The sequence below is a fragment of the Mycobacterium sp. E740 genome, from assembly GCF_001672895.1.
Lineage (GTDB): Bacteria > Actinomycetota > Actinomycetes > Mycobacteriales > Mycobacteriaceae > Mycobacterium.
The window spans coordinates 1-504 of sequence record NZ_LZKP01000010.1; the positions used below are offsets into that span (position 1 = coordinate 1).

1 protein-coding gene is annotated in these 504 nt (G+C 68.7%); it reads right to left on the reverse strand.

Features of this window, described 5'->3' with window-relative positions; translation table 11 throughout:
• Positions 1 to 17: 17 nt before the first annotated feature.
• Positions 18 to 368, reverse strand: a complete 351-nt coding sequence (locus tag A5663_RS00700; RefSeq protein ID WP_068150986.1) for an HNH endonuclease — start codon at positions 366 to 368, stop codon at positions 18 to 20.
• Between the last annotated feature and the right edge of the window lie 136 nt (positions 369 to 504).

Consider the following 504-nt stretch of genomic DNA (forward strand, 5'->3'; position numbering starts at 1 on the left):
GCACGCCGGCGCTTCCGTCAGCGTGCGTTCTCGACGAGCATTGCCCGGATCTCAACGTAGCGCTCGAGGAACCGGCGCTCGTCGAGGCGCTTGCGGCGCAGCCAGCCGGTCACTTCGTCGTTGCACTTGCTCGTGTTACATGACGCGCAGGCGGGCACGACGTTGTCGATGGTGTACCGGCCGCCTCTGCTGATCGCCATGACGCAGTCGCGCTGCAGCGGACGGTCTCTGGCGCCGCAGTAGGCGCAGCCTTGCCAAGCCGCTTTGACGGCTTCCCACTGCGCGACGGTGAGGTCGTTTTCGACCGCGGCGAGTCGACGCTTGCGCCTGCGGGCAGCCCTGGCCCGACGAGTCCTGTTGACTGCCACGGGCTCAGCATGCCGCGCGAGCGTGCACGAACTGCTGCTAATGAGCGGCGTGTCGGGTACCGACACGCACGCTCGCGCCGAAGCGACGGGTTACGACGCGTCGAAGGCGCGGGCGCGTAGTGCCCGCTCGACGCCG